25 protein-coding genes are annotated in these 21251 nt (G+C 71.6%); 15 read left to right on the plus strand and 10 right to left on the minus strand.

Features of this window, described 5'->3' with window-relative positions:
* Positions 1-7: 7 nt before the first annotated feature.
* The 3 genes from RB608_RS07145 to RB608_RS07155 are packed head-to-tail and all read right to left on the minus strand — an operon-like array spanning position 8 to position 3148.
* A complete protein-coding gene (locus tag RB608_RS07145; RefSeq protein WP_308087117.1) occupies positions 8-1333 on the minus strand; it encodes an ArgE/DapE family deacylase in 1326 nt (441 codons plus the stop codon).
* A 28-nt stretch (positions 1334-1361) separates the two neighbouring features.
* A complete protein-coding gene (locus RB608_RS07150) occupies positions 1362-2885 on the minus strand; it encodes a sodium:solute symporter family protein (protein WP_308087118.1) in 1524 nt (507 codons plus the stop codon).
* Positions 2885-3148 (minus strand): hypothetical protein, encoded by a 264-nt coding sequence (locus tag RB608_RS07155; RefSeq protein WP_308087119.1) that lies wholly within the window; start codon positions 3146-3148, stop codon positions 2885-2887. Before RB608_RS07155 ends, RB608_RS07150 begins: the two co-directional genes overlap by 1 nt.
* A 238-nt stretch (positions 3149-3386) precedes the next feature.
* Between RB608_RS07155 and RB608_RS07160 the strand changes: the two genes are divergently transcribed.
* The gene (locus RB608_RS07160; RefSeq protein ID WP_308087120.1) at positions 3387-3815 is read left to right on the plus strand and encodes a thioredoxin family protein; all 429 of its coding nucleotides are present in this window, start codon (positions 3387-3389) and stop codon (positions 3813-3815) included.
* Positions 3815-4267: a DUF4395 domain-containing protein gene (locus RB608_RS07165; RefSeq protein WP_308087121.1), complete on the plus strand. Its 453-nt coding sequence runs from the start codon at positions 3815-3817 to the stop codon at positions 4265-4267. The genes RB608_RS07160 and RB608_RS07165 overlap by 1 nt, the downstream gene beginning before the upstream one ends.
* 33 nt (positions 4268-4300) lie before the next feature.
* Here the strand turns inward: RB608_RS07165 and RB608_RS07170 are convergent, their stop codons facing one another.
* From RB608_RS07170 to RB608_RS07180, 3 genes are all read right to left on the minus strand, one after another.
* Positions 4301-5341 carry a hypothetical protein gene (locus RB608_RS07170; protein WP_308087122.1) on the minus strand — a complete coding sequence of 347 codons (1041 nt, stop codon included), beginning with the start codon at positions 5339-5341 and terminating at the stop codon, positions 4301-4303.
* 116 nt (positions 5342-5457) lie between these two features.
* Positions 5458-5886, minus strand: coding sequence for a D-aminoacyl-tRNA deacylase (gene dtd / locus RB608_RS07175; protein ID WP_308087123.1), 429 nt, complete (start codon positions 5884-5886; stop codon positions 5458-5460).
* Position 5887: 1 nt separating this feature from the next.
* Entirely contained in the window at positions 5888-6250 is a 363-nt protein-coding gene (locus tag RB608_RS07180) for a DsrE family protein (RefSeq protein ID WP_308087124.1), read from the minus strand.
* Between the two features lie 46 nt (positions 6251-6296).
* On the opposite strand from RB608_RS07180, the gene RB608_RS07185 reads away from it, so the two are divergent.
* The 4 genes from RB608_RS07185 to RB608_RS07200 are packed head-to-tail and all read left to right on the plus strand — an operon-like array spanning position 6297 to position 8689.
* Positions 6297-6791 (plus strand): FABP family protein, encoded by a 495-nt coding sequence (locus RB608_RS07185; protein ID WP_308087125.1) that lies wholly within the window; start codon positions 6297-6299, stop codon positions 6789-6791.
* Positions 6784-7221, plus strand: a complete 438-nt coding sequence (locus tag RB608_RS07190; RefSeq protein ID WP_308087126.1) for a Fur family transcriptional regulator — start codon at positions 6784-6786, stop codon at positions 7219-7221. Before RB608_RS07185 ends, RB608_RS07190 begins: the two co-directional genes overlap by 8 nt.
* Positions 7218-7685 carry an adenylyltransferase/cytidyltransferase family protein gene (locus tag RB608_RS07195; RefSeq protein ID WP_392390976.1) on the plus strand — a complete coding sequence of 156 codons (468 nt, stop codon included), beginning with the start codon at positions 7218-7220 and terminating at the stop codon, positions 7683-7685. Before RB608_RS07190 ends, RB608_RS07195 begins: the two co-directional genes overlap by 4 nt.
* Positions 7682-8689: a folate-binding protein gene (locus tag RB608_RS07200; RefSeq protein ID WP_308087127.1), complete on the plus strand. Its 1008-nt coding sequence runs from the start codon at positions 7682-7684 to the stop codon at positions 8687-8689. Before RB608_RS07195 ends, RB608_RS07200 begins: the two co-directional genes overlap by 4 nt.
* 234 nt (positions 8690-8923) lie before the next feature.
* Here RB608_RS07200 and RB608_RS07205 read toward each other — a convergent pair whose 3' ends face one another.
* Together RB608_RS07205 and cysD are read right to left on the minus strand one after the other, a co-directional pair.
* On the minus strand, positions 8924-10195 hold the full coding sequence (locus tag RB608_RS07205) for a GTP-binding protein (RefSeq protein WP_308087128.1): 1272 nt from the start codon (positions 10193-10195) through the stop codon (positions 8924-8926).
* Positions 10195-11109, minus strand: coding sequence for a sulfate adenylyltransferase subunit CysD (gene cysD, locus RB608_RS07210; protein ID WP_308087129.1), 915 nt, complete (start codon positions 11107-11109; stop codon positions 10195-10197). The genes RB608_RS07205 and cysD overlap by 1 nt, the downstream gene beginning before the upstream one ends.
* 200 nt (positions 11110-11309) lie before the next feature.
* On the opposite strand from cysD, the gene RB608_RS07215 reads away from it, so the two are divergent.
* The 4 genes from RB608_RS07215 to RB608_RS07230 all read left to right on the plus strand — a co-directional run bounded on the left by RB608_RS07215 (position 11310) and on the right by RB608_RS07230 (position 14718).
* Positions 11310-12395: a glycosyltransferase gene (locus tag RB608_RS07215; protein WP_308087130.1), complete on the plus strand. Its 1086-nt coding sequence runs from the start codon at positions 11310-11312 to the stop codon at positions 12393-12395.
* A 19-nt stretch (positions 12396-12414) separates the two neighbouring features.
* Entirely contained in the window at positions 12415-13188 is a 774-nt protein-coding gene (locus RB608_RS07220; protein WP_308087131.1) for a DUF4143 domain-containing protein, read from the plus strand.
* A gap of 85 nt (positions 13189-13273) precedes the next feature.
* A complete protein-coding gene (locus RB608_RS07225; RefSeq protein WP_308087132.1) occupies positions 13274-14440 on the plus strand; it encodes a nucleotide sugar dehydrogenase in 1167 nt (388 codons plus the stop codon).
* 140 nt (positions 14441-14580) lie between these two features.
* Positions 14581-14718: a hypothetical protein gene (locus RB608_RS07230; RefSeq protein ID WP_308087133.1), complete on the plus strand. Its 138-nt coding sequence runs from the start codon at positions 14581-14583 to the stop codon at positions 14716-14718.
* A gap of 8 nt (positions 14719-14726) precedes the next feature.
* Here the strand turns inward: RB608_RS07230 and RB608_RS07235 are convergent, their stop codons facing one another.
* Both RB608_RS07235 and cysC read right to left on the minus strand, forming a co-directional pair.
* A complete protein-coding gene (locus tag RB608_RS07235; RefSeq protein WP_308087134.1) occupies positions 14727-15725 on the minus strand; it encodes a sulfite exporter TauE/SafE family protein in 999 nt (332 codons plus the stop codon).
* The gene (gene cysC / locus RB608_RS07240) at positions 15725-17635 is read right to left on the minus strand and encodes an adenylyl-sulfate kinase (protein ID WP_308087135.1); all 1911 of its coding nucleotides are present in this window, start codon (positions 17633-17635) and stop codon (positions 15725-15727) included. Before cysC ends, RB608_RS07235 begins: the two co-directional genes overlap by 1 nt.
* A gap of 138 nt (positions 17636-17773) precedes the next feature.
* On the opposite strand from cysC, the gene RB608_RS07245 reads away from it, so the two are divergent.
* The 5 genes from RB608_RS07245 (at position 17774) to RB608_RS07265 (ending at position 21240) form a co-directional block, all read left to right on the plus strand.
* On the plus strand, positions 17774-18220 hold the full coding sequence (locus RB608_RS07245; RefSeq protein WP_308087136.1) for a helix-turn-helix transcriptional regulator: 447 nt from the start codon (positions 17774-17776) through the stop codon (positions 18218-18220).
* A gap of 8 nt (positions 18221-18228) precedes the next feature.
* Entirely contained in the window at positions 18229-18909 is a 681-nt protein-coding gene (locus RB608_RS07250; RefSeq protein ID WP_308087137.1) for a hypothetical protein, read from the plus strand.
* A gap of 91 nt (positions 18910-19000) precedes the next feature.
* Entirely contained in the window at positions 19001-19300 is a 300-nt protein-coding gene (locus RB608_RS07255) for a DUF2516 family protein (protein ID WP_308087138.1), read from the plus strand.
* A 33-nt stretch (positions 19301-19333) separates the two neighbouring features.
* On the plus strand, positions 19334-20338 hold the full coding sequence (gene galE / locus RB608_RS07260) for a UDP-glucose 4-epimerase GalE (RefSeq protein ID WP_308087139.1): 1005 nt from the start codon (positions 19334-19336) through the stop codon (positions 20336-20338).
* Positions 20335-21240 (plus strand): N-acetylmuramoyl-L-alanine amidase, encoded by a 906-nt coding sequence (locus RB608_RS07265; protein WP_308087140.1) that lies wholly within the window; start codon positions 20335-20337, stop codon positions 21238-21240. Before galE ends, RB608_RS07265 begins: the two co-directional genes overlap by 4 nt.
* The last annotated feature ends 11 nt before the right edge of the window (positions 21241-21251 follow it).

Consider the following 21251-nt stretch of genomic DNA (forward strand, 5'->3'; position numbering starts at 1 on the left):
GGGAGGCTCACGCGGTGCCGCACCAGTCGAGCGCCAGCGAGGCGTACGTCCGGGTGGCCAGGTGGACCTCGTCGATGAGGCAGTACTCGTCGTCGGCGTGCGCGACCCGAAGGTCGCCCGGGCCGTAGCTGATCGCCGGGATGCCCGCCGCCGTGAGGAAGCTGCAGTCCTCGACGGCGCAGAAGCCGGCCACCGGAGGCGGACCCTGGTACGCCGTCTGGCCGGACACCCGCTCGTGGGCCGACGAAACGGCGGCGGTGATCGCGTGCGCCGCCTCGCCGGGGTCGTTGGCCGGCCAGTTGAGCTTCCACTCGACCACCGGCGGGTGCTCGCGCAGCCAGCCGTCGGTCTGCGCGATCGCGCGGATCTGCGCCTCGACCTCGGCCTTCACGGACGCCGGGTCGTCCTGGGGCGGGTACCAGATGCAGTACTCGATGGTCATGTACTCCGACAGGATGAACGGCACGAGCACGCCGTGCGGCCCGCCCTGGACGACACCCGGGTGGATCGTGAAGTGGCCCGGCGCGAAGAGCGGATGGGACTTGGTGAACGCCCACTCCTCCTCCAGGCGCTGCATCGCCTGGAAGACGAGCATCCCTTTGTCGATCGCGTTGACGCCGACCGCGCTGCCCCCGCCGCCCGCGCGGATGGTCTGGCCGCGCATCGACGAGTGCGTCGCCTTCCCCTGGACGGTGACGGAGAACCACAGCAGCCCGGGGGTCACCGGGATGACACCGAGGTTGGTCGGCCCGCTCGGCTCGGCGACCACGGCCGCGTCGGCGCGGTAGCCGTGCTCGACGGTCGAGGTGACGCCGCACTCGTGGTCCATCACCTCCTCGCCGACGACGGCCTCGACGATGAGATCGCCCTTCAGCGCGACCCCGGCCCGCTGCAGCGCCTTGACCGCGAACGCCTGGGCCACCAGGCCCGCCTTCATGTCGCTGGCGCCGCGGCCCCAGACCCGGTCGCCGTCGACCTTGCCGGAGAACGGGTCGCCCGAGGTCCACCGGTCCGGGTTGCCGGGCGGTACGACGTCCACGTGGCCGTTGAAGATGAGCGACCTGCCGCCGCCGGTGCCCTTGAGCGTGCCGACCGCGTTGTCGCGGCCCTTCTCGACGGCCCAGTACTCCACGTCGGCGCCGGCGTCCTCGTAGATCTCGCCCACGAGGCGGGACACGCGTCCCTCGAGGCCGACCACCTCGTCGTACACCTGGCCTGGGTACTTCGGGTTCACACTCGGGATCGAGATGACCTCCGAGAGCGTGGTGACGAGGTCGTCCTTGAGGGCGTCCACCGCCGCCAGCACGCGGTCGTGGGTCTCCTGCGATGTCATGACACAGCTCCGTTTCGGATCGGTGGGATCAGTGGGTGGGGGCGAGGGTCGGCTCGGGGCGCGACCGGCCGGCCTCGAAGAGCTCGTCGATGCGCCGGCGCTCCTCCTCCGGCTGCGGCAGCAGGTAGGCCAGCACGACGTACACGACGAGGTTGATGGCGAGGGCGACGACACCGCCGGTGAGGCTGCCGAGGCCGGGCATGTCGTCCGGGAACTGCCAGGTCAGCACCGCGGCGACGAGGAAGCCGGTGCACATCGACACCAGGGCCGCCGTCTTGCTGCCGCGCTTCCAGAACATGCCGAGGAACATCGGGACGGCGAGCTGGACGATGCCCTGGTAGGACATCTGCGCCAGCAGTTGGAGGCGTGGGTAGTCGAAGGCGATGTAGGCGACGACCGCCGACGCCAGCATGTAGACGACCATCGAGCCCTTGGCCACGACCTTGAGCTGGAAGTCGGTGCGTGGCGAGATGACGTGCACGATGTCGTTGGCGATCTGGGCGCCGCAGACCTGCACGCAGCCGTCGATCCAGCCCATGCTCGCGGCGAGCACGATGACCAGCGCCATGCCGAGCAGCCACTGGCCGCCGCGGTCGTAGAGCAGCGTGAACCAGCCGTCCTGCGGGGAGCCGGCGATGTCGGTCATCGACGCGGCGGCGAGCGCGACCAGCGTGAGCATCAGGTAGAAGCCGCCGGCGACGAGCATCGTCTGCAGCGTGCCCTTCTTGACGCTGCGGACGCCCCGGGCGGTGTAGATCCGCTGGTAGCTCGTCGGCCAGCACAGTGAGCCGATCACGCCGGTGACGACGAGCGAGAAGAGGTACCAGGGACCGTAGGAGCCGCCGTCGCCCGGGACGACGAGCAGCGCGTCCGGCACGTCCTTCAGCGCCGTGAAGCCGCCGGAGTCGGCGGGGCCGAACAGGATGCCGAGGCAGACCAGGGCGGCCAGCACGTACGCCACGATGCCCTGGACCAGGTCGGTGATCACCAGGCCGCGCATGCCCATCTGCACGGTCCAGATCTGGCGGACCGCGATCACCGCGACGCCGACGATCAGGCAGGTGGTCACCGACCACTGCCCGAAGCTGGCGAAGCGGAAGATCAGGCCCATCGCCTGCATGCCCAGGACGATCCACGGGAACAGGCACACGACGCCGATGGCGCTCGCGATCACCCGCACCGCCTGGGAGTCGAAGCGCAGGCCCAGCATGTCGGGCTGGGTCTTGAGGTCGTAGCGCTTGCCCCAGAGCCAGGCCCGCTCCGCCATCAGGTACATCGCGGTGACGCCCAGCAGCGAGTAGGCCAGGGCGTAGAAGCCGAGCACGCCGGCGCTGACGCTGAGACCGAAGAAGGCGGTGTACGTCGCGCCCGGCCACCACGAGTTGGTGTAGGACATCGCGATGTACCAGCTGGTGAACGAGCGGCCGCCGACGGCGTAGTCGGAGAACGACTTCGCGCTGCGGTTGGTGGCGTAGAGCACGAACACGATCAGGGCGAAGAACGCGGTCAGCATCCCGAGGGTGACGGCCATGGAGCCGGTCATGGAGGTCATCAGGCCGCCACCTCCTCGGGCTCCTCGCCCACCTCGCCGCGGATGTTCTCGAAGATCCACAGCAGCCACACGGCACCGGTGGCGAGCAGGGCGTCGAAGATCCAGTAGGCGACGCTGAACGGCACGCCGAGGATCGGGGTGTCGATGCCGCTGCCCGCCAGGTAGAGCGGCGGGAAGACGGCGAGCAGGATGCTGGCGCCGAAAAGCAGCCAGAAGATCGTCATCTTGGTGTGTGACGACATCGCGCGGATGGCGCTTCTCATGGGTCCTCCAGGGTTCGGTCTGACCGAGATGCCCCGAAACTATGTGCGCCCGGTCACGTCCGGTATCGGCTCATCTGCCCGAGCTCGGGGCCTGGGGGCGGCCGGGCATCCGTCAGCTGACGGATGCCCACGCCTGGGAAACCCGCCCATCCCTCGGACGGCGTGGTCCGACCGAAGCGGCACCCGGTGGAATGGACGACCTGGAATAGGTCAGGCCCTGACCCCGTTGGAGACGATCGTGACCGGACTCGTGCTGCTCCTGCTGGCCGTCGCCGTGGCGGCCGGCTTCGGTCTGTACCGGCGCCGCACCGACGGCAGCTTCGCCGTCGCGGCGCCGGCTGCCCCGACCACATGGACCGCCGTCGCGGGCGCCGTACCCGACGCGGCGCTGGGGGAGCGGGCCACCCTCGTGCAGTTCTCCAGCGCGTTCTGCGCGCCCTGCCGCACCACCCGCGTCGTCCTCGCCGACGTCGCCGGCCGGGCCGACGGTGTCACACATCTGGAGATCGACGCCGAGCAGCACCTCGACCTGGTCCGCGCGCTCGACATCCGTCGTACGCCGACCACGCTGGTGCTCGACCGCCGCGGGCACGAGGTCACCCGCGCGGCCGGCGCCCCGCGCCGCGAGCAGGTGCTCGCCGCGCTGCCCGCCCTCCAGGAGTCCTGATGGCCGCCGACCTACCGGGCATCGACCCCCGCGGCCCCCGCTTCACCGCCGCCGTGACCCTCGTGGTCTTCGCCGTCGCGCTGCTGCTCTCCGACGCGGCACCCGGTGCGGCCGCCGTGATCACCGGCGTGCAGGCCGTCCTCTTCGCGATCGGCGCCGGTCTCGGCGTCCACCGGACGCCGACGGGCGTGCTCTTCCGGCGGCTGGTCCGTCCCCGCCTCGCCCCGCCCGCCGAGCTCGAGGATCCCGCCCCGCCGCGCTTCGCCCAGGCGGTCGGCCTGGTGTTCGCCGTCGTCGCCACGATCGGCTTCGCCACCGACGTCGTCCTGCTGGGTCAGGTCGCGGCGGCTCTGGCCTTCGTGGCCGCCTTCCTCAACGCCGTCTTCGCGTTCTGCCTGGGCTGCGAGATGTACCTGCTCGGGCTGCGTCTCTCCCGTCGCGCCGCGGCCTGATCTGATCGTCGTACCGGACATTCCGGTTGTGATTCAGGCGATTTCGCGACCGTTCTGTCCGGTACGACGATGCGCGAGCCAGCGTTCGCGATCGGCCGGGCTGAGCGCGCGGCGCCGGGCCACGGTCGAGGTGTCGACCCACCAGTCCGGCTGCTCGATCGTCCACGCCCGCGGCCCGCTCCCGGCGCGCTGGTAGGCGCCGTCGAGGCGGTGCTGGAACCGGCGCTGCTCGCCGGCACCGCCCATCATCGTCACCACCTCGATGCCGAGGCGTCGGGTGAGCTCCGTCCGGTCGAGGTCCTGGCTCCGCCGGCGCCCGGCCTCGTGCACGCTGCCGTCGTACTCTCCCGCGACGCCCGCCTCCGGGTCGAGCAGGTCCGGAGTGAAGAGATGGTGGCCCGCCAGATCGAAGACCGGCTGGTTGCACAGCAGCGGCCGCTCGTGGCAGCGCTGCCAGAACCGCCGCATGACGACCTCCATCGGTGACCACACGTTCTCGTCCGCGATCTCGAGCGCGGATTCGAGGCGCTTCTTCCCGGGCCGGCTGACGAGGTGGGAGGTGTAGGCCCGCAGCTCCGCGACGCTGACCAGGTCGTCGTACGCCGCCAGCTCGATGGCGCGCAGCGCCCCGATCTCGTCGCGGGCCACGCGGGCCTCGTACGTCACCGATCGCACCGGAACGGTGATGGGCAGGCCATCGACCACGGTCACGTCACCGGGGAACAGCCAGTCCTCCGACACCCGCACCCCGGCGCGTCTGCGCTTGGCGTGACGGTCGCCGACCGCGACTGGGATGGGCAGCGGCGTACCGTCGGCCGCGAGCCCGTCGAACCACCGGGCACCCTGCCAGTGGAGCGCCGCCCAGCCCGTCGGGGCGCTCCCGTCGGGCAGTCCGGCGTCGGCGTCGACGATCCTCTGGGTGACCGTGTCGGGTGCTCCGGCCGGTCGGTAGCGAGCCGGGCCGACCCGGGCCCAGGCGGGTCCGCGGGCCTGACCGGGCGTCGGTCCGCTGAGACCTCGGGGATCGATCCGCGACGGTACGACGACACCCGGCCGGGTGAGGTGCAGGTCCATCCGACGAGGATCCGCCGAACGGCCGCCCCGTGCTCGGGCTCATCCACAGGCTCGTCGTACCGGACATTCCTGTCGTGAATTCGCCGAAATCACAACAGGAATGTCCGGTACGACGGTCAGGGGGAGTCGAGGAGGACGGTGAACGGGCCGTCGTTGACCGAGCTGACCGCCATGTCGGCGCCGAACACCCCGCGCGCGACCGGCGTCCCGGCGGCGGACAGCGCGGCGCACACCGCGTCGTACAACGGCTCGCTCACGGCGCCGGGGGCGGCCGCGATCCAGGTGGGACGCCGGCCCTTGCGCGCGTCGCCGTACAGCGTGAACTGGGAGACCATCAGCACGGGCGCGTCGGTCTCGCCGACCGACCGCTCGCCGTCGAGGATGCGCAGGTCGCGGATCTTGCGGGCCATCCACGCGACCTCGGTGTCGCCGTCGTCGTGGGTGACGCCGAGGTAGACGAGCAGTCCCGGCCTGTCGATCGCGCCGACCACGGTGCCGTCCACGACGACGGATGCCGACGACACCCGCTGCAGGACCGCCCGCACGTCAGTAGACCAGCGCCTGGACGCCCTCGCCGAGCGCCTCCTCGACGAACACCGGCGCCCCCGCGATCCGTACGCCGGGCAGCAGGTCGGCCTCGGTCAGCGAGCGCCGCGCCGCGCACTGCGCGCAGACCGTGACCCGCCCCGTGGCGAGGACGGTGTCGAGGAGGTCGGGCAGGGGAGTGGCCAGCGGCAGCTCGAGCTCGGCGGCCCGTCCGGGGACCGCCAGCCAGGAGGCCTCGCCGGTCAGCCAGAGCGACACCGTCACCCCGGAGACGGCCGCGGCGCCGGCCACGGTGAAGCCCTGGTTGCAGCGCTCGGGCTCGTCCGTGCCGCAGGTGACCTTCACGACCAGGGAGCGCGACATGTGCCGAGCCTACGCAGCGGCCGGCCCGCGACTAGACTTGGCCCTCGTGGCCTTCGAACTCCCCGACAACCTGCACCCCAACTGCGGTCCCATCGCGTGGCTGCTCGGCACCTGGCGGGGCAACGGCCACGGCGACTACCCGACGATCGACAAGTTCCAGTTCGGGCAGGAGCTGATCTTCACCCACGACGGCCGGCCGTTCTTCCACTACATGGCGCGCGCCTGGATCGTGGACGAGCAGGGCGAGAAGGTCCGCGACGCCGCGATCGAGACCGGCTTCATCCGCGGCGTCGGCGACGGGAAGTTCGAGATCCTGCTGACCCACAACACGGGCATTGCCGAGGTCTGGCACGGCGAGGCCGACAACGGCAAGTTCGAGTGGACCACCGACGCCGTCGCGCGCACCGAGACGGCCAAGGAGTACACCGCCGGCAAGCGCCTCTACGGCAACGTCGAGGGCGACCTGCTCTACGCCTTCGACATGGCCGCGATGGGCCAGGCCCTGCAGCCGCACCTGTGGGCGAGGCTCAAGCGTGCCTGACGACCACGATCACGATCCCGACTGGCGCGCGGCGCTGCGCGAGAAGGGCTACCGGCTGACGCCCCAGCGGGAGCTGATCCTCGGCGCGGTCGACGCGCTCGGCCACGCGACGCCCGACGAGGTGCTGGCCCACGTCCAGCAGACGGTGAGCACGGTCAACCCGTCCACCGTCTACCGCACGCTGGAGGTGCTCGAGGAGCTGGGCCTGATCCGCCATGCCCACCTCAGCGACCGCGCCGCGACGTACCACTCGACGCGCGGGCACGTGCACTTCCACCTGGTGTGCCGGGGCTGCGGCGACATCATCTCCGTCGACGCCGAGGAGGCCGCGCCGTTCGTCGCGATCCTCGCCGGCCGGGGGTTCACCCCCGACCTCGGCCACCTCACCGTCTTCGGGCGCTGCGCCCGGTGCGAAGGAGAGACCTCATGACGACCGTGCTGACCTACGGCACCTTCGACCTGTTCCACATCGGCCATCTGCGGCTGATCGAGCGTCTCGCCGACATGGGGGACCGGCTGATCGTGGGCGTCTCGACCGACGAGTTCAACGCCGGCAAGGGCAAGCGGTCCGTCGTGTCGTACGACGACCGGGCCGCCATCGTGTCCGCGATCAAGGGCGTCGACCTGGTCGTGCCCGAGCGGTCGTGGGAGCAGAAGCGCGCCGACATCGTCGAGCACGGCGTCGACCTGTTCGTGATGGGCGACGACTGGGCGGGGAAGTTCGACGACCTCGCCGACGTTTGCGAGGTGAGGTACCTGCCACGCACCTCGGGTGTGTCGAGCACCGAGATCAAGGAGATGCTCCGCACGCTCGACCCGGCACACATCGAGGAGATGCAGACAGCCCTCGGCACCCTGACCCGCCTCCTCGAGCACTACCGGGACCTGACATGAGCACCGACCTTCGCACCAGCCCCCTCCTCGACCTCCCCGGCGCCGTCGCCGGCGAGGGCATCGACGCCGGCGTGGCCGCCCACTACGGCAGCCTGTACGGCGAGCAGCGCGCCCTCGCGGCCGGCGAGGGGTTCGTCGACCTGTCGCACCGCGACGTGATCCGGGTCAGTGGCCCGGACCGGCTGAGCTGGCTGCACTCGATGACCACCCAGTCCTTCGAGGGCCTGGAGCCCGGGCGCTGGACCTCCGCGCTCCTGCTCGACGCGCAGGGCCGGGTCGAGCACGCCTTCTCCGGCGCCGACGACGGCGAGGCTTTCACGGCCCACACCGAGCCGGGCGCGGCGGCGGGACTGCTCGGCTTCCTCGACCGGATGCGCTTCATGCTCCGCGTCGAGGTCGCCGACGTGACCGACGAGCTGGCCGTGGCCTGGCGCCCGGCGGCCGGCGGCGGCAAGCACGACCTGGTGCCGCGTGAGCAGCTGGCGTCGTACGCCGAGGCGGCGGGTCCGGCCGCCGGGCTGTGGGCCTACGAGGCGCTGCGCATCGCCCGGGGCGAGCCGCGCCTCGGCTTCGACACCGACGAGCGGACGATTCCCAACGAGGTCGGCTGGCTGGCCCTCGCCACGGACCCGGGCGCGGACCCGGGCGCGGACCCCGCCTGGCTGCCCGCCGTCCACCTCGACAAGGGCTGCTATCGCGGCCAGGAGACGGTCGCCCGGGTGCACAACCTGGGCCGTCCACCGCGCCGGCTCACCCTGCTCCACCTCGACGGCTCCGAGAACCGGCTGCCCGCGCGCGGCGCCGAGGTGCTGCCCGAGGGCGGTGGCCGGGCGGTCGGCTTCGTCGGCTCGTCGGCGCGCCATCACGAGCTCGGCCCGATCGCCCTCGCGCTGGTCAAGCGCAACACCGACGTGGCCGCGCCGCTCGTCGTCGACGGCCTGCCGGCGGCCCAGGAGGTCGTGGTCGACCCCGAGATCGGCAAGCACTTCCGCCCCCAGCGCTGACCCGGCTCAGTCTGAATCCCAGATCACGCCGACCCGGCGCAGATTGAACTCTGAAACGCACCGACCCGGCACAGATTGAACTCAGCCAAGTTCAATCTGCGCCGGGTCGGCGTTGGCTCCGGTTCAATCTGCGCCGGGTCGGCGTTGATTCCGGTTCAATCTGCGACGGGTCGGCGTTGATTCCGGTTCAATCTGCGACGGGTCGGCGTTGATTCGGGTTCAATCTGCGACGGGTCAGCCGTTGATCATGCCGGCGCCGACGGTGACGCCGGTGGCCTCGTCGATCAGCACGAACGAGCCGGTGGTGCGGTTCTTCGAGTACGGGTCGCACAGCAGCGGCACGGTGGTGCGCAGGGTGACCCGGCCGATCTCGTTGACGCCGAGCTCGTTGGTGGCCTGGTCGCGGTGCAGGGTGTTGACGTCGAGGCGGTACTGGATGTCCTTGACCAGCGCGCGGCCCGTGCGGGTCGTGTGCTTGATCGCCAGCTTCTGCCGCGGCTGCAGCGGGGTGGTGGTCATCCAGCAGATCATCGCGTCGATGTCCTGGCTGGGCGAGGGGGCGTTCTTGACCCGGGCGATCATGTCGCCGCGGGACACGTCCACGTCGTCCTCGAGGTGGACGGTCACGCTCATCGGCGGGAACGCCTCGGTGATCTCCTGGTCGAAGAGGTCGATCTTGGCGATCTTCGACGTCATCCCCGAGGGCAAGACGACGACCTCGTCGCCCGGCTTGAGGATGCCGCCGGCGACCTGCCCGGCGTACCCGCGGTAGTCGTGGAACTCGTCCGACTTCGGGCGGATGACGTACTGGACCGGGAAGCGGGCGTCGATCAGGTCGCGGTCGGAGGCGACGTGCACGTGCTCAAGGTGGTGCATGAGCGTGGGACCGGAGTACCACGGCATGTTCTCGGAGCGGGTCACGACGTTGTCGCCCTGCAGCGCCGAGATCGGGATGACCTCGAGGTCGGGGACGTTCAGCTTGGTCGCGAACTGCGTGAACTCGGCGTAGATCTTCTCGTAGACGGTCTGGTCGAAGCCGACCAGGTCCATCTTGTTCACGGCCAGCACGAGGTGCGGGACGCGGAGCAGGGAGAGGATCACGGCGTGCCGGCGCGACTGCTCGGTGAGGCCCTGGCGGGCGTCGACGAGCACCAGGCCGAGGTCGGCGGTGGACGCGCCGGTGACCATGTTGCGCGTGTACTGCACGTGGCCGGGGGTGTCGGCGATGATGAACTTGCGGTTGGGCGTCGCGAAGTAGCGGTAGGCCACGTCGATGGTGATGCCCTGCTCGCGCTCGGAGCGCAGGCCGTCGGTCAGCAGCGCGAGGTCGGTGTAGTCGTACCCCTTCGCCTCGCTGGTGGCCTCGACCGCCTCGAGCTGGTCCTCGAAGATCGCCTTCGAGTCGAGCAGGAGCCGCCCGATGAGGGTCGACTTGCCGTCGTCGACCGATCCGGCGGTCGCGAAGCGGAGCAGGTCCATGCCATATCCCGTGTTGGTGCCGGCCATCAGAAGTAGCCCTCCTTCTTGCGGTCCTCCATGGCAGCCTCGGAGAACCGGTCGTCGCCGCGGGTCGCGCCGCGCTCGGTCTTGCGGGCGACCGCGACCTCGTCGATGATCTCGGCGATCGTGGACGCGGTGCTCTCGACGCAGCCGGTCAGCGTGATGTCGCCACAGGTGCGGAACCGAACGGTCCGCTCCTCGACGACCTCGCCGTCGCGCAGCGGGTTGAGCGGGGTCTCGCTCATCAGCATGCCGTCGCGCTCGAAGACGCGGCGCTGGTGCGAGTAGTAGATGCTCGGGATCTCGATGTCCTCGCGGCCGATGTAGTCCCAGACATCCAGCTCGGTCCAGTTGGAGATCGGGAAGATCCGCATGTGCTCGCCCTCGTGCAGGCGGCCGTTGTAGAGGCTCCACAGCTCGGGACGCTGGTTCTTCGGGTCCCACTGGCCGAACTCGTCGCGGTGGGAGTAGACGCGCTCCTTGGCGCGGGCCTTCTCCTCGTCGCGGCGGCCACCGCCGAAGGCGGCGGTGAAGCCGTGCTCCTCGATGGCGTTGAGCAGCGTGGGGATCTGCAGGCGGTTGCGGCTGATCTTCGCGGCGTCCGGGATGATCCCGTTCTTGATCGCGTCGTCGATGCTCGCCACCACGAGGTTCACGCCGAGCCGGGCGACCCAGCGGTCGCGGGTCTCCATGACCTCGGGGAAGTCCAGCCCGGTGTCGACCTGGAGGATCGAGAAGGGGATCTTCGCCGGGTAGAAGGCCTTCTCCGCCAGCCGCAGCATGACGATGGAGTCCTTGCCGCCGGAGAACATCAGGACCGGCTTCTCGAACTCGGCCGCGACCTCGCGGAAGATGTGGATCGACTCTGCCTCCAGCTGGTCCAGCTGGCTGAGGCGGTAGTCGCTGTGCGTCTGAGTCATGCCTGGGCGACCTGTCCTTTCGGTGGTTCCTCTGCCTTCAGGGCCCGCTCATCGTGCCATGGCGTGCCTGCCACGGCGGCATCCGAGGATGTTCGCTAGACAAATCGACGAGTTTGCCGCGGAGCAGCCGCCCCCGGTACGGCGAAAGCGCCTGCGCCGCGGTCGTGCCGTCACTACGATCCGCGCGTGGGGATCCGCGCGTGAGGCTGGTCATCGACGTGCTCGGCGCGCCCGCCGACTCCGGAGGCATGCGCCTGTACGCCGAGCAGCTGCTCCGCGCGTGGGGCCAGGTCGCGCCCGAGGACCAGCTCGTCGTCGTCGGCGCACCGTGGGTCGCCGAGGTCCTCGCCGGCCATCCCTCGGCGACGGTGCACGTCGTCCCCGAGGGCTTCGCGGCGCGGGCCTTCGGCCAGTGGGTGCGGGCCGGCCTGGTCGCGCGCCGGTGCCGAGCGGACGCGCTGCTGTCCGTGAGCCCGCTGGTGAGCCCGTTCGCGGGCGGACGTCCGGAGGTGTGCATCGCGCACGACTGGCGCCATGTCCGGCACCCGGCGGAGTTCCCGCGGCGGCAGCGGCTCTACCGACGACTCTGGGCGTGGTCGGCCACGCACGCGACGCGCTCCATCCAGATCTCCGCCAAGACCGACGCCGAGACCGCCCGGATCGCGCCGCGGGCGCGCCGGGTCACGGTGGAGAACGGCCAGGACCACCCTCGCAGCTGGCCGGTGGTGCTCCCGGAGGCCGACGCCGATCCGTTCGTGGTGACCTACGGGCACCATGCCAACAAGCGGCCCGAACTCGTCATCCGAGCGCTGCGGGTCGCTCACGCGCACCTCGGGTCCCGGCCCCGCCTGATCGTGCTCGGCGCGGCCGGGGGACTGCGTGACCGCCTGCGCCGGACCGCGGTCGCCCAGGGTCTGGGCGACGTGGTCGACTTCCCCGGGTACGTCGCGACGCCGGTCTACCAGCAGCTGGTCCAGCGCTCGCGGCTCGTTGTCCTGGCGTCGTCCGACGAGGGCTTCGGGCTGCCCGTCGCCGAGGCGCGCTACTTCGGGATCCCGGTCCTCTCCACCCACGACAGCGGGTTGTCCGCGATCCACGGCGACCGCGTCGACACCGCCGCCGCGACACCCGACGGCCTCGGCGCGGCGATGGCCGAGCTCCTCCGGGAGCCCGCGCGCCGGCGTCCACCGGCCACGGTCGCCAGCTGGGCCGACACGGTGCGCGGGATCCGGGCGGTGCTGGTCGAGGCCGCCGCGCAGCACGCGGCTGCCGCCCGGCGGGCCTGAGCCGCCTACGCTGCACGACGTGTCCGCCGACTTCGTCGCCCGCCTGGGCTCCCGGGCCCCGGCACCCGACGAGGTGCGCTCGGCATGGGAGCTGGGCGACTACCTGGCCCTGCTCGACCGGCCCGACGCGGCCGACGAGCTGAGCGCGATCATCCGCAGCGCCGGTCGGCTGCGGCGCCTCGACCCCGACCGGATGCAGGCCGTCCTCGCGGCCCTCGCGGACCCACCGGCCGCCGAGCTCAACAAGGCTCGTATCGCGGCGGCGGCCGGCCTGCCCGTCACCACGCTCTCGCCGTACGTCGACGTGCTGGTCCGGCTCGACGTCCTGCGCCTCCTGCCCGGTTGCCGGGCGGCCGTCGCGAAGCGCGCGATCGGCCGTCCCGCCGCGGTGTTCACCGACCCGTCCCTCGCCCGGCACCTGGCGGGCGCCACGAGTGCCGGGCTGGAGGATCTCGGCGGCCGTCGCCTGCTCACGGGCCTGCTGTACGGCGCGGTCGCGGCCGAGCTCCTGCGCCAGCGGGGGACCAGCCGGGTCGAGCACCGGGTGAGTCACCTGCGCGAGCGCAACGGCCTCGAGGTCGATCTCGTCATCGAGCTCCCCGACGACAGCCTGTTCGGCATCGAGGTGCGCACCGCCGCGAGCCTGCGACCGCACCAGTTCAGCGCGCTGCAGGCACTCGCCCGGCGCGCGGGTGGCCGGTTCCGCGGCGGGGTGGTGCTCAACACGGCCCCGCGCGGGCACCGGTACGGCGCCCGGCTCTGGAGCCTGCCGATCGCGACCATCTGGGACTAGCAGCCTGTCACTGGCCGCCTGCCCGTCACCGCCCGGTCACCCCGGCTCCCGGCCCCGTTCAGGACGCGGCCGCAGCCTCGACGGTATGAAGATCACCGTGGTGGGTGCCGGCTATGTCGGCCTGTCCAACGGCGTGCTGCTCGCGCAGCACAACGACGTGTGGATCCTCGACGTCGACGCCGCCCGGGTCGAGGCGGTCAACGCGCGGCGCTCGCCGATCGCCGATCCCGAGCTCGAGGAGCATCTGCTTCGCCCCGAGCTCACGCTGCGCGCGACCCGTGACGCGAAGGCCGCCTATGCCGACGCGGCGTATGTCGTCGTCGCGACCCCGACCAACTACGACCCCGAGACCGACCGCTTCGACACCTCGACCGTGGAGCGGGTGACGAGGGCGGCGCTCGCCGCCAACCCGGCGGCGACGGTCGTCGTCAAGTCGACGGTGCCGGTCGGCTACACGAACACCCTGCGCGCGGCCCATCCCGGCGCGTCGATCCTGTTCAGCCCGGAGTTCCTGCGCGAGGGACGGGCGCTGCACGACAACCTCTACCCGTCGCGGATCGTGGTCGGCTCGGACACCGAGCCCGGCCGGCTGTTCGCGAAGCTGCTGCTCCAGGGCGCGGTCGCCGACGACGTGCCGGTGCTGTTCACCGGCTCGACCGAGGCGGAGGCGATCAAGCTCTTCGCCAACACCTACCTGGCGCTGCGGGTTGCCTACTTCAACGAGCTCGACACCTACGCCGCCACCCACGGCCTCGAGACCCGCCAGATCATCGAGGGCGTCGGCCTCGACCCGCGCATCGGCGGCCACTACAACAATCCGTCCTTCGGGTACGGCGGCTACTGCCTGCCCAAGGACACCCGGCAGCTGCAGGCCAACTACCGCGACGTCCCGCAGAACCTGATCAGCGCCATCGTCGACGCCAACACGACCCGCAAGGACTTCATCGCCGACGACGTGCTGCGCCGTGACCCGAAGGTGGTCGGCATCTACCGCCTCACCATGAAGTCCGGGTCCGACAACTTCCGGGAGTCGGCCGTCCAGGGCGTGATGAAGCGGATCAAGGCCAAGGGCGTCAAGGTCGTGGTCTTCGAGCCCGAGCTGGACCAGAAGCGGTTCTTCAACTCGAAGGTGATCACCGACCTCGACGTCTTCAAGGCGAAGGCGGACGTGATCATCGCCAACCGGCGCACCGACGCCCTCGACGACGTGGCGGACAAGGTCTACACCCGCGACGTCTACGGCCGCGACTGACCCGGCCGATGCCCGGGCGGCGTGCCCGGCCGGTCGCCCGTCCCGGTGGCCCGAACGGACTACCCGGGCTTACCCCGTTCAGGGGACGGCTGGGGTAGGTCGGCACGGGTACCGTGGTCCGCAGGAGGAGGGGGAAGACCATGGAGATGCTGATCGGAGTCGCGGGCGCGATGTGGGTCGCGGCCGCCGCCGCGTTCACCTTCGGCGTCGGCCGCGCTGCTGGCGCCGACTCGCCGTTCCGGGTCGAGGAGACCCAGGAGTTCCGCCCCGTCGGCTGACGCCGACCTCAGGTACGCGCGCGCCGGCGCTCCCGGCTGCCGAAGGACTCGATCTCGGCGACCGTGGGCGCGCCGAACATCGGCAGGCCCAGCCGCTTGCGCAACAGGCCCCACACGAAGGGGACCAGCACCAGCATCGCGACGCCGATCGCGGCGACGAGCACCGCCTCGAGTGTCTCGTGACCCTCGCCGAAGGGGTGCAGCCCGGCCTTGAACAGCAGGGCCACGCCCGACATCGTCAGCACGATCACGATGCCCCGGCGGATGAACGACTGGGGTACGCGCGGGGCGAGCCGGGAGCCGAGCAGGGTGCCGGGCACCGAGCCGACGACCAGCGGGATCACCAGGTCCCACTCGAGGCCGTGGATGGCGATATTGGCCAGCGCCGCGCTGAGCACCAGCGGCACCGCCTGGACCAGGTCGGTGCCGACCAGGCGGACCGCGGAGAGGCCGGGATAGAGCATGAGCAGGGCGATCATGATGACCGAGCCGGAGCCGACGCTGGTCACCCCGACGAGCAGTCCGCCGAGCATGCCGACCAGCAGGGTCGGCACCGGCCGGATGCGGGGGTTGTCGTCGGGCAGCGCGCCGCCACGTCGTACCCGCTTCAGGTTGATGTAGAGCCGCAGGGCGTAGGTCGACGCCGCGAACAGCAGCGCGATGCCGATGCAGAGCTTGAGGGTGTCCTCGAGCTGGGCCGGATCGTCGGTCAGCGCCTTGACGAGATAGGGCCCGGCGAACGCCATGGGGACCGATCCGAGGATCAGCCAGCCCGCGAGCCGCAGGTTGGGTGAGCCCTCGCGTGCGTGCGTGATCGCGCCGCCGGTCTTGTAGACCGCCGCGGCGGTCAGGTCGGCGGTCACGATCGACGCGGTGTGGCCGACGCCGAGGAAGATCAGGGCGGGCGTCATCAGCGCGCCGCCGCCCATCCCGGTCAGGCCGACGACGACGCCGACGAGGAAGCCGGCGGTCGCGATGGAGAGCGCGGTCAGCGTGAGGACGTCCACTACTCCGCACCCGTCCGCGCGGGCACTGCCAGGCGGCGCAGCACCGCCTGGAGGAGCGCGTCGATCTGGTCGGCCGACACCTCGGCCGCGGCCTTGCCCCGCCGGTAGGGGTCGCGGATCTCGTGGTGGTCGGTCGTGCCCGCGCGGCGGTGGCCGACGGCGGTCACCAGCTCGGCGCCGTACAGGTGCGGCTCGACCCGGTCGACGGACTCCGCGAACTGGCCGAGCGTGAACGCCTTGCGGAACGCGCCCGGCACCTCCTCGAGCACGAACTGCCGGTGTGCCGCCTCGGCGGTGAGCACCAGGTCGGCCGCGGCGATCAGGTCGTCGGTGAGCGGGCGACTGGCGAAGCCGCTCACCAGGTCGTTGCCGACCCCGCGCTCGGTGAGCACCTCCGCCATCGTGCGGTCGACCGGGTGGGCGTTGAAGCCGTGGGTGCCGGCGCTGGCGAACTCGATCCCGCTGCCGGGGCCCGACAGTGACCGCGAGCGGAGCTCCATGTACGCCGATCGGCAGATGTTCGCGGTGCACACGAAGAGCACGCGCAGCGGCCGGGCCCCCGAGGTCGCGGTGCGGGCGCCGGCCGGACCGGGCTCCTGGCCCTCGCCGGCGGGCTGGGCCGAGCGCTGGGCGACCTGCTCCGGGTCGACCGGGGGGAGGTCCGCCGCGGGCGGGGCGCCCTGCGGTGGAGTGGGCGGATCCGCGGAGCCGGTCAGGTCGGCGTACCCGGCGGCACGCAGGGCGAGTACGACGTCCGCCAGGGCGTCCTCGATCGAGCGGCCGGTCGTGTCGACGCGGACGTCGGCGTCGGCCGGCTCCTCGTAGGGCGAGGAGATGCCGGTGAACTCGGGGATCTCGCCGCGCCGGGCCTTGGCGTAGAGGCCCTTGCGGTCGCGCCGCTCGCACTCCTCCAGCGGTGTCGCGACATGGACCAGGAAGAACGCGCCGCCGGCCTGCTCGACCATCGCCCGCACCTGCTGGCGGGTCTGGTCGAACGGGGCGATCGGACTGCAGACCGCCAGTCCGCCGTGCCGGGCGATCTCGGCGGCCACCCAGCCGATCCGGCGGATGTTGGTCTCCCGGTCCTCCTTGGAGAAGGTCAGGCCGGCTGAGAGGTTGCGGCGGACGACGTCGCCGTCGAGGCTGGTGAGGCTGCGGCCCCCTTGTTCGAGCAGCCGGTCCATCAGGGCCCGCGCGAGCGTGGACTTGCCGCTGCCGGACAGGCCCGTGAAGAAGAGGACCAGGCCCTGCTCGTCGCGGCGCGGGCGCTCGGTCGCCGCGATGTCGGCCAGGGACGGCAGCAGGTGGCCGCCGTAGGCCAGCTCGACGACGGGGTCGGTGTCGGCATAGGAGGTCAGCACGGAGATCCGCAGCGCGGGGTCCGCCAGCGAGCCGTGGTCGGCGAGCGGGACGGCCACGACGGCGGCGTCGATGGTCGCCGCCACCCGGCGGGCCGCGCGGAGCAGGCCGACCGGGCTGACCGCGGGGGTCCCGGAGCCGACGAGGGCGACCAGGACGACGGGGCCGAGCCCGCGCAGCTGTTCGACCTGGACGTCGGTCATCAGCTCGGTGACGGGGACGAACGTGCGGCCGGCGTACCTCTCGCGCACCGCGGCCGGCGAGAGGTAGAGGCGGCGGAACGGCCCGAACTGCGCGTGTGTCAGCGGCGTCACGGCCAGCCCGCGCAGCACGCTGGAGACCCGGGCGAGGGGCAGGCCCTCCGGGTCGACCAGCTCGATCTCGTTGCCCTCGTCGAGGTGCAGGGCGAGCTCGTCGGGCAGGGAGAGGGTGAGGGGGCTGCCCGGCTCGTTGAACCCGCGGATCGGGGCGGCCGCCCCGGAGGTCAGCAGCTCCAGGTCGTCGAGCTCGCGCTGCGTCGGACAGTGCTGGGGCAGGGGCGGGCGTGGCACACGGGTGATCGTACAGAGTCGAGTGAGTTGATCCGCTTTGAACAGTGACAGCGGACGCCTGTCGTCGTGTGCGCTTGTGAACGAGTTCACGTTCTGCCTGCTTGCACATTGCTAACTATTGCTAGCACCATGGTGCCCATGGCCAAGGGCAAGGTTGTCAAGACCGTCGGTTCGCTCGGCGACTACCTCAAGGAGCAGCGGGTGTCCGCCCGTCTCTCCCTGCGGCAGCTCGCCGATCAGGCGGGGGTCTCCAATCCCTACCTCAGCCAGATCGAGCGCGGCCTCCGCAAGCCGTCGGCCGAGGTGCTGCAGCAGATCGCCAAGGCACTGCGGATCTCCGCGGAGCAGCTCTACATCAGGGCGGGGATCCTCAGCCCCGATGACGGCGTGGGGGGATCGGTCGAGCTCGCCATCGTGAGCGACACCGGGCTCACCGAGCGACAGAAGCAGTCGCTCCTCGATGTCTACGCATCGTTCCTCGCGCTCAACGCGGCCGACCCGGAGAGCTCCGCGCCGGCCGCCGCCCAGGAAGACGCGCCAACCAACACCGAGACGGAATCCGACTCCGTCGTCAACGAAGGGTGAACCTCACCATGCCGAAGCTCGAGCTCCCCAAGATCGAGATCCCGACCCTCGACCTGCCCAAGGTCGACATTCCCCGGGTCGACCTCCCCGAGATCCCCGCCGCCGCCGCGAAGCCGCTCTACGCCGGTGTCGGCGCGACCGACCTCGCCGTCGAGAAGGTCCGCGGCTACGTCGCCGACGTGCAGGCCAAGGTGAACTCCTATGTCACCGACGTCCAGAAGGACGTCGTCGCCCGCGTCGCCGGCGTGCAGAGCACCGTGACGGGCAGCGTCAAGGGCTTCGAGCTGCCCGAGCGCAAGCGCCTGCAGACCAGGGCCGTCGCCTCCATCTCCGAGCGCCGCACCCAGGCCGAGGCCCGCCTCGCCGGCATCCAGGCCGACGCGAAGGCCTTCCCGGCCAAGGTGCAGAGCTCGGTCAAGGGCGCGTACGACGAGAACGTCGCCACCGCCACCGCGCTCTACGCCGACCTCGCCAAGCGCGGCGAGGGTGTCGTGGTGAAGCTGCGCACCGGCGAGGCCCCGCAGGCCCCGGTCGCCAGCACGCCCGCCGCTCCGGCCCCCGCCGCTCCGGTCGCGAAGGCCCCCTCCGCGCCGAAGACCCCGGCCAAGAAGGCCGCCGCGAAGAAGGCGCCGGCCAAGAAGGCCACCGCCAAGAAGGCCCCGGCCAAGAAGGCCGCCGCCGACAGCTGAGTCCGGCGCTCCCACCCGTTCGGCCCCGAGGCGTCCGCCTCGGGGCCGAACTGCGTCCCGTCCTCCACCGCGGGCCAACTACGATCGCTCCATGAGTGGTGGGTTCGTGTGGGCGTTGGGCGACGTCGAGGGCTGGATCAACGTCGGCATCGCCTTCGCGCTGCTCGTGATCAAGATCTTCGCGTTCGTCAGCTCGCTGCTCTACTCCGGTGAGTCGTACGTCGCCGCCGACAAGCTCACCAAGCCGACCTGGACCGCGATCCTCGGCGTGGGCGTGCTGATCCAGGTGGTGCCGATCAACCTGTCGATCATCAACCTGGCGCTGCTGGTCGCTGCGCTCGTCTACCTCGCCGACGTGCGCCCGGCCCTCGCCGGCCTGCGCCGTCGCTGATCGACCCGGGTCGGCGGGACGTAGGGTCGTTGCATGAAGGTTCTCGTGACGGGCGGCGCCGGCTATCTCGGATCGATCACGGCCAAGGCGCTGGAGCAGGCCGGGCACACGCCGGTCATCCTCGACTCGCTGCTGAGCGGGCCCCGGGCCTACGTCGGCGACCGGATCTTCTACGAGGGTGACATCGCCGACCGGGCGCTGCTGGCCCGCATCGTGGCCGAGCACCCCGACCTCGACGTCACCGTGCACATGGCCGCGCGGATCGTCGTACCTGAGTCGGTGGAGCAGCCCTACGGCTACTACCGCGACAACGTCGCCAAGTCCCTGGAGATGTTCGACGCCCTGACCGGGCTGGGCAGGCCCCGGATCCTGTTCTCCTCGACGGCGTCGCTCTACGCGCTCACGCCGGCGTTCGAGGTGACCGAGGAGGACCCGGTCGACCCGACGTCGCCCTACGCCCGCACCAAGCGGATGATGGAGCAGGTCCTCGAGGACCTGGCCCGCGCCACCGACCTGCGGGCGATCATCCTGCGCTACTTCAACCCCATCGGCGCCGACCCCGAGCTCACCACCGGCTACCACCTGCGCGACGCGACCCACGTCGTCCCGCTGATGGCGCAGACCGCCCTCGGCTTCCGGGAGAGCTTCACGCTGACCGGGACCGACCACCCGACCCGCGACGGCACGGGCATCCGTGACTACATCCACGTGTGGGACCTGGCTCGCGCGCACGTGCGCGCGGTCGAGGAGTTCGACGGCGTGCTGGAGAAGGTCGGCGCGCCGGCCACCTACATCAACCTCGGTGCCGGCGACGGGGTCACCGTCCGGGAGCTGCTGGCGGCGGTCGAGCGGGTGGTCGGCAAGCCGATCCCCGTCGTCGAGGCGCCGGCCCGGCCGGGGGACGCGGCGGGCGCCTTCGCCAACGCCGACAAGGCTCTCGAGCTGCTGGGCTGGCGGACCGAGCTGTCGCTCGACGAGGCGATCGCGTCCGCCCTCGCGTGGGGGGAGCGGCGGAAGGACGTGCTGGGGTACGCGTGACCAGGCTCCGCGCCCACCCGACCCGCCTGCTGACCCGCCTGCTGACCCGCCTGCTCGCCGGGCTGCTGGCCGTGGCGATCCTGGCCGCGGGCTGCTCGGACGCCGACACCCCCGGAGCGGGTACGCCGAGCGGCGGCTCGCCCGACCCGGCGCCGGGCTCGTCGCCGGCCGCTCCGGGTCCCTCGACCGTGACCCTGCCGCCGCGCCCGCCGAAGCCGCCGAAGCCGCTGGCGGGCCGGGTCGTCGTACTCGACCCCGGCCACCAGCTCGGGAACGCCCGGTTCCCCGCCGAGATCAACCGCCGGGTCGACGCGGGCGGGTTCACCAAGGCGTGCAACACGACCGGCACGTCGAGCGACGACGGCTACCCGGAGGCCACCTTCGTCTGGGAGGTGGCTGTCGAGCTCCGCAAGCGGCTGCGGCGACTCGGGGCCCGCGTGGTGCTGACCCGCGACGACAACACCGCGGACGCCTGGGGGCCGTGCATCGACGAGCGGGGCCGGATCGGGAATCCCGGCGAGCCCGGCCCGACCGCCGACGTCCGGGTGAGCATCCACGCCGACGGCAACCGGTCGTCGTCGGCCCACGGCTTCCACGTCATCCGGCCCGGCCGGCGCGACGGCTGGACCGACGACGTGCTCGCGCCCTCGGAGCGCCTCGCGCTCGCCCTGCGCGACGCCCTGGTCACCGCGGGGTTCGCGCCGTCGACGTACCTCGGCGAGGACGGCATCGACGTCCGCACGGATCTCGGGACCCTCAACCACTCCGACGTCCCCGTCGTGATGGCCGAGCTCGGCAACATGCGCGACGCCGGGGACGCGGCCGCCATGGAGGGCGCCGCGGGCCGGCAGCGCTACGCGCGGGCGCTGTCGACCGCGATCCGCGCGTTCCTGACCGGCTGAGCCGGCCCACG

The organism is Nocardioides sp. LHD-245, from assembly GCF_030929495.1.
Taxonomy (GTDB): domain Bacteria; phylum Actinomycetota; class Actinomycetes; order Propionibacteriales; family Nocardioidaceae; genus Nocardioides.